Genomic DNA, 6,596 nt, shown 5'->3' on the forward strand with positions numbered 1-6,596 from the left:
CTAATGTTAAAGAAAATACTCTGGGCCATTGTAGTTGTTGCTCTTATTGCCACGACACCAATTTTATTAGAAAGATCAAAAGTTGAAAAAGCAAATGACACGTATGAAATTGTTCTTCCATACGGACAGATTGAAGAAATGGGACAGTGGCTTAATATCGAGTCAGTGCTTGCTCAATTAAAAGAAGCGGGATTATCGACAATTTCGATTGAACCGGTGAATTTATCAGAGTTAGAGAGAAGAGAATACATTTTAAACGTTCAAAGAAGCTTCATTGTTGGAACGTATCCAGAATATATTGAGAACATCCCAACAGCTGGAGGATTGTATTACCGAATTGTTATGGATCACCCGTTTATAGAACGAGTTTTACCTATCTTTGACATGGAATATAAATTGATGGCAGAGGAATTAAATATTCCATTCCGCCCTGTTGAATTTTTTTCACTTGGTGATCATGATTTTATGTTCATCCCAGCTCGGACAAATTTAAGAATCGATCCAAAAAGTATTCAAGTAGAACGTTTAATGAGAGAAAAAAGTCTTGGATATGACTTTGAGCAAATAAACTTACTAAAAAACTACGGTTTTTCAGTCATCCCAAGAATTCCAAATGATTTTAATTTTGTAGGCTCGATCCAAGAGCACTTTATCTACGAAGAATTTGTAGAGTTAAGTAAATATGGAAATCAAGTCCTGTTTTTAGGTGGCGAGGTAACTGGCTTTCCTTACATGGTCTATCTAGAGGAAATGGCTCAATTCTTAAAAGAATATGGATTTAACATAATTACGATTGAAGGCCACGACCAAAAAGGGATGGGCCATTTACTGAGTATGGAAAATCTCAATGAAGATGTCGTTAGATTATTTAGTTTAACGGTAAGATCTAAAGGGAACGAAAATGATATTTTGTACGTAAACCAGTCTATTCGAGCGCTACAAGAGCGAAATCATCGAATTTTGTTTGTTAATCCCTTGAACAAAAGAGCTAATCCAATTGAACATCGAACGTATAATACAGCTTTTGAAGCCAAAATTGGCTTAGACGGAACCTCGGAATATATTGATACGCTTAGTAAAAGCAATCGAAATTGGATGCAACAAGGCAAAGCAGAACCATTCGAACAGTTAACAAAGCCTACTTGGATGAACCCAATTGTTTATCTAGCTGGTTTAGTGTTTGTCTTGTTGTTCTTCTCTAAGTTCTTTAGTAATAAATTGTTAACGACATTAGCAACAGGTGGCTTCGCTCTCGTAGTAGCAGCCCAATTCGTAACCGGCCATCATTTATTAATGAAAGCAATTGTTTTATTTGTTGCTTTAGTTGGGCCAATTTTTGCGGTTATTTCAGTAAATAAAGTTGAGAGCTGGGGCAAGCTAATTTTACAATTTCTAAAATCTGCTGCAATCGCAGCTGTTAGTGCTTGGTTCGTTATTTCTATGTTGTATGGGACAGACTATCTTGTCTATATAGAAGGATTTACCGGAGTAAAAGTACTATCTGCTTTGCCGGCAATTGTTGTTGCATTTGTCATGATCGGAAGAATGACGACATTATCAGAGCTGGTGACGAATAGTAAAAAAGTACTTGGTAAGCTGGTCTCACTTTTAAAAGAATCGATTAAATATGGTCATCTAATTATATTTGCAATCATTGGATTGGGACTTTTGTTTTACATCGGTAGAACAGGTAACCAAGGAATGGTTATCCCAGGAGAGTTATTTGTCCGTCAATGGTTAGAAGAAGTCTTAACCGCTCGTCCGAGAACAACGGAATTCTTAATTGGTTTCCCATTGTTCGTTTTAGGTCTTTACTTAACAATGATGAAAAAGAAATGGGCACCGATAGTATTGATTTTTGGAACACTTGGATTTTCATCAATGGTGGGGACATTTACCCATCTCCATACACCAATTGGCGTTTCATTATTACGAACATTTAACAGCTTAACGTTAGGCTTTATCATTGGGTTAATCTTAATCTTTGTATATCGTTACATTGAGAAAAAAATCGTTCCGATGATAAAAGAAAGGATCTCTTTATGAAAGTAGTGTTATCGGGTTATTATGGGTTTCACAATGTTGGAGACGAGGCTATTCTTTTTTCGATCATTCAAGCGTTGAAAAAAGCTAATCAACACGTGCAAATCACAGTTCTATCAAATGATCCTGACTATACGAAAAACACATATGAGGTTGATGCAGTTAATCGTTGGAAGCTAAAAGAGGTAAGTGCGGCGATTAAGCAAGCTGACGGCCTCATTAGTGGAGGCGGAAGCTTGCTTCAAGATAAAACAGGGAACCGAAGCGTGATCTATTATTCAGCGATCATGCTAATCGCAAAGTTTCACCGCAAACCCTTTGTCGTATATGCACAAGGAATTGGTCCGGTTGATAAAGAGTATAATCAGAAAATCACCAAGTTTACGTTATCGAAGGCTGCACTCATTTCTGTACGTGATGAAGCTTCAAAGAAATTTTTACAGCAAATTGGCATAAAAAACGAAATTATTGAAGTTCCAGACCCGGTATTAGGCATCGAATCCCAAGATGGCTATGCGAATGAATGGCTTGAGAAGACCGGTCTTACTGAGAAGAAGTATATCTCAGTTTCCGTTCGTGACTGGCCATCAGAGATTAAATATCTGGAAATGATCGCAAAAGCTTTGAACGGCGTATCCGAGCACCAAATTGTTTTTGTGCCAATGCACGGTGAACATGACGAAAAAACTTCGTTTAAAGTAGCCGAAATGATGGATAAAAAGTCTTATATTGCTCCATATGAATTTTCAATTGCGGATAAAATTGCAGTTATTGGCGGATCACAATTGTTAGTTGGAATGAGATTGCACGCGTTAATTTTTGCAGCTGTTATGGACACGCCTTTTACAGCTTTATCCTATGATCCTAAAATTGATGCATTTGCAAAATTAGCGAAACAACCAGTAGCTGCACATGTAAATGAAGCAAATTGGACGGAAGAAACAGTGCTGGAAGTAATAAAACAACAATTAAACAACTTACCGAAGTATACAGATAATGTTAAAAAATATGCTGATCAAGCTAAGTTGGAATCTCAAAATACAGCAATATTAGCTTTACAGTCTTTTAAAAAATAGTAGGAAAGACCACGGTAGAATGAACCGTGGTCTTAGTTTTTTAATAATTGTGCGAAAAGTTTTAATATTTTTTCTATACCACTTGTTATTAATTGTATGATATAATCCGAAAAGTAGGTGCTAGTTTAGAAGATTACATAGTTTTCCAGCGAAACTAACTTCTAAAAAATTCAATAGAAATACAAGTAATTTTTGTGAATTAATAATTTTAGAAATAACAAATTCATTTTTGGAAAAGGTATATATAAGGGGTGTCCACATGATTTTACTGACCTTTCTGCTTTGCTTTTTAACAGCTGTTGCCGTAACACCACTCGTTAAAAACTTTGCAATTAAAATTGGCGCAACAGACAAACCGAATCACCGTAAAGTACATCAAAAACTAATGCCGCGTTTAGGTGGCTTAGCAATATACATTGCGTTCTTAGCTGGCTTTATCTTCTTACAGCCACAAAGTCCATATTTAATGCCAATCCTTCTTGGAAGTTTTGTCATTATTGTAACCGGCTTTCTAGACGATATGCTGGAGCTTTCGGCTAAATGGAAGCTCGCTGGACAAATTTTAGCTGCAGGTATCGTTGTATGGGGGGGCGTGCAAGTTAATTTCATTAACTTACCATTCGATGGTCGTCTTGACCTTGGCTGGTTCGCAATTCCACTAACATTACTTTGGATCGTTGGAATTACAAATGCGATTAACTTAATCGATGGATTAGATGGGTTAGCTGCTGGTGTATCTTCAATCGTACTTGCTACGTTAGCTGCCATTGCCTTTATGATGGGCAACATGTTCGTTGTTGCGTTAGCGTTAATCCTTATGGGAAGCACATTAGGATTTTTAATTTACAACTTCAATCCTGCAAAGATATTCATGGGTGATACAGGAGCCTTGTTCCTCGGATTTATGATCTCAGTCATATCTTTACTTGGATTTAAAAATGTTACGTTATTCTCGTTATTGGTTCCTGTTATCATCCTAGGTGTACCAATTTCAGACACGCTATTCGCGATTATTCGCCGACTTGTTAACAAAAAGCCACTATCTGCACCAGATAAGTCTCACTTGCACCACTGTTTACTACGCTTAGGCTACAGCCACCGTAAAACAGTACTTGTTATCTACGCAATGAGTTCATTATTCGGTTTAGCGGCAATCTTGCTAACGCAATCAACCTTATGGGGCGCATTTCTCATTGTCACGCTTTTGATTATTGGAATCGAGCTTATGGTTGAAATGATTGGACTAGTGAGCAATACCTACAAACCAATGCTTAACTTCCTAAGTCGCATTGGTGCAGTAAGAAAAATATAAATGTGAAAACCATTCTCTGGGGACGGAGGATGGTTTTTTTGTAATAAGAAAAGCGCAAGCCCCGTAAAGCAATGTTCTGACAGGAAAAAGTGCGGTTTTTTTATCTGGCAGTTTATTAACTCGAGGGGTTGGGAGGTGGAGCTAGACACTTCTTAAGTCGAAAATTATCTATCAAAAAAGGAGAGCCTTAGGCTCCCCCTTTTTTCGTCGTAATTTATTTCACTGTATACCCAAATAACTCAAACAAGAAGCTAGCTGGAACTTGTGAGTGACCGTTAACAACACTTACCTTGTTTTGTAATTTATGTGTTCGTCCGTTAACTACAGCTGTATCAGAACCAATTGTAAATTTTACAAATTGATTGTTCGCCTGCAATACAAATGCTCTTTCTTTCGCATTCCAATACACAGAACCACCTAATGCTTCTGTAACAGCGCGGGCTGATACTAGTGCTTCTCCGTTAGCTGATTTATTTACTGCTACTGGTAGCTTAATAGTTTTTTTACCAACAACAATTTCTTTACTAACATTTTTTACAGTTACTATTTTTGGTGCTACCTCTGGTGCTGAAATGACACGTACGTCTAGGCCATGAGGATCTGTTCCTTTAGTATTAATTGGAATAATTTCTTTTAGCTTCTTTTTTTCTACGTCAATGATTGCCAGACCTGGTGTATTACCAGCCATATTATGTGTCCCAGTTGCTGGTTCCGGTCCACGAAGACTAATATAGGCATATTTCCCATCTGGAGAAAATGAAATTAAATCTGGTGCATCACCAACGTAATCAATCTTATCAACAATCTTCTTTGTTTTTACATCCATAATTGTTACATCATCAGAAACACGGTTTACTAACCATAGTTGACTTCCATCAGGAGTGAAAGCTACACCGTGCGTATCAAGACCTTCTGAAGATGCTTTGTGAGTTAGAGAGTCCGTGGCAATATCAAAGCTATAATAGTGACCAGATGTTGTTGATCCAGAAGTTGCATACATTTCTTTTCCATCAGGAGATACAATCAATCCGCACCCATGAGCACCAAAAATTGATTTTCCAAAGGCTTGAACAACCTCTAGTGTTTCAGCGTCTAAGATAACAAGACCACCCCCGCCAATGGTAACGTAAGCTTTTTTACCATCTGGAGTGAAGAAAATACAAATAGGATTACGGTTAGGAAATTCTTTATCATTGCTTAATTCCTTTAACTTCGTCAGGTCAATCGTGCGCTCTACTGTAAACTTTTCATTTTCTTTATCAACTACTATTTTCGAAATACTTTGGCTAGGTGTGTTAGCTACTAACACTGTTTTACCATCTGGACTTGGAAGAGCCGCATGCGCGCCAGGTGCCGTTTCCAAAGTCGCTAATACCTTGCGATCACTAGCGCGAATTACCGATACAGTTCCAGTCCCCATATTTGCAACGTACGCGTAGTCGCCTTGTTCGTCAAAAACAAGCATGTGTGGTTTTGTTCCAATATTTTTAAAATCAATCGTGTCAATTTCTTTGTGTGTTTGATCATAGATGTGTATCGTTTGAGTTCCTTGATCAGCTAACCAAACCTCATACTTTGCCTCGGCAGCAGCTCCTACAAGCGGGAAGCCAAAACCAGCAACCAATATAAACACTAACAAACTCGCAAACCATTTTTTCACTTTCATTCTTGTAAACACTCCTTTGTAATTATTCTGATAGAAATACTATGAATTAAAAGTAATGTTACTCTAAATTATTAAATATTTCAATCATTATGCTTGAATATGGAAAAAATGGTTTTCTCATGAGATTTTTACAACCAGATACTATATCTTATGAAACCTCCTTTGCGCGAACAGCAACATCGTGGGTTGGTGTTTCTGAAAATTGATTTACGGTCCAAACTTACTAATTTATAAGCGAACCTGGCACTTTTACAGTGCAAACTAAGCAGTTTACAGTCCGAATCAGATCAATTTACAGTCCAAACCTCAAAAAGAGCCAAAGGCGACAACAAATCTAACCCTCTTTTGAATAAAAAACACAGATACCTATAAAAAACGTCTTTGGACGTAGCAACATAGGTGGTTACATTGCTGCATATATCGGGTTACAGTCCAAACTGAGTGGTTTATGAGCGGAACTGGTACATTTACAGTCCAAATTGAACAATTTACAGTCCAA

At 37.4% G+C, this 6,596-nt stretch carries 4 protein-coding genes; 3 read left to right on the forward strand and 1 reads right to left on the reverse strand.

Going from position 1 to position 6,596, the window contains the following annotated elements; all coding sequences use genetic code 11:
* The first annotated feature begins 3 nt into the window (after positions 1 to 3).
* The 3 genes from DS745_RS05040 (at position 4) to DS745_RS05050 (ending at position 4,431) form a co-directional block, all read left to right on the forward strand.
* Complete coding sequence (locus DS745_RS05040; protein WP_129077194.1) at positions 4 to 2,046, forward strand: DUF5693 family protein; 2,043 nt, start codon at positions 4 to 6, stop codon at positions 2,044 to 2,046.
* Positions 2,043 to 3,119 (forward strand): polysaccharide pyruvyl transferase CsaB, encoded by a 1,077-nt coding sequence (gene csaB / locus DS745_RS05045; protein WP_129077195.1) that lies wholly within the window; start codon positions 2,043 to 2,045, stop codon positions 3,117 to 3,119. Before DS745_RS05040 ends, csaB begins: the two co-directional genes overlap by 4 nt.
* Before the next feature lie 259 nt (positions 3,120 to 3,378).
* Complete coding sequence (locus DS745_RS05050) at positions 3,379 to 4,431, forward strand: glycosyltransferase family 4 protein (RefSeq protein WP_129077196.1); 1,053 nt, start codon at positions 3,379 to 3,381, stop codon at positions 4,429 to 4,431.
* A gap of 214 nt (positions 4,432 to 4,645) precedes the next feature.
* Here the strand turns inward: DS745_RS05050 and DS745_RS05055 are convergent, their stop codons facing one another.
* Positions 4,646 to 6,097: a stalk domain-containing protein gene (locus DS745_RS05055; protein WP_129077197.1), complete on the reverse strand. Its 1,452-nt coding sequence runs from the start codon at positions 6,095 to 6,097 to the stop codon at positions 4,646 to 4,648.
* Between the last annotated feature and the right edge of the window lie 499 nt (positions 6,098 to 6,596).

Origin of the sequence: Anaerobacillus alkaliphilus, from assembly GCF_004116265.1 — a bacterium.
In the GTDB taxonomy this organism is placed as follows: domain Bacteria; phylum Bacillota; class Bacilli; order Bacillales; family Anaerobacillaceae; genus Anaerobacillus; species Anaerobacillus alkaliphilus.

What these genes read in the sequence shown, in the direction of transcription:
- DS745_RS05040 (WP_129077194.1), top strand. Translation starts at nt 4, where the DNA reads ATGTTAAAGAAAATACTCTGGGCCATTGTAGTTGTTGCTCTTATTGCC.
- csaB (WP_129077195.1), top strand. Translation starts at nt 2,043, where the DNA reads ATGAAAGTAGTGTTATCGGGTTATTATGGGTTTCACAATGTTGGAGAC.
- DS745_RS05050 (WP_129077196.1), top strand. Translation starts at nt 3,379, where the DNA reads ATGATTTTACTGACCTTTCTGCTTTGCTTTTTAACAGCTGTTGCCGTA.
- DS745_RS05055 (WP_129077197.1), bottom strand. Translation starts at nt 6,097, where the DNA reads ATGAAAGTGAAAAAATGGTTTGCGAGTTTGTTAGTGTTTATATTGGTT.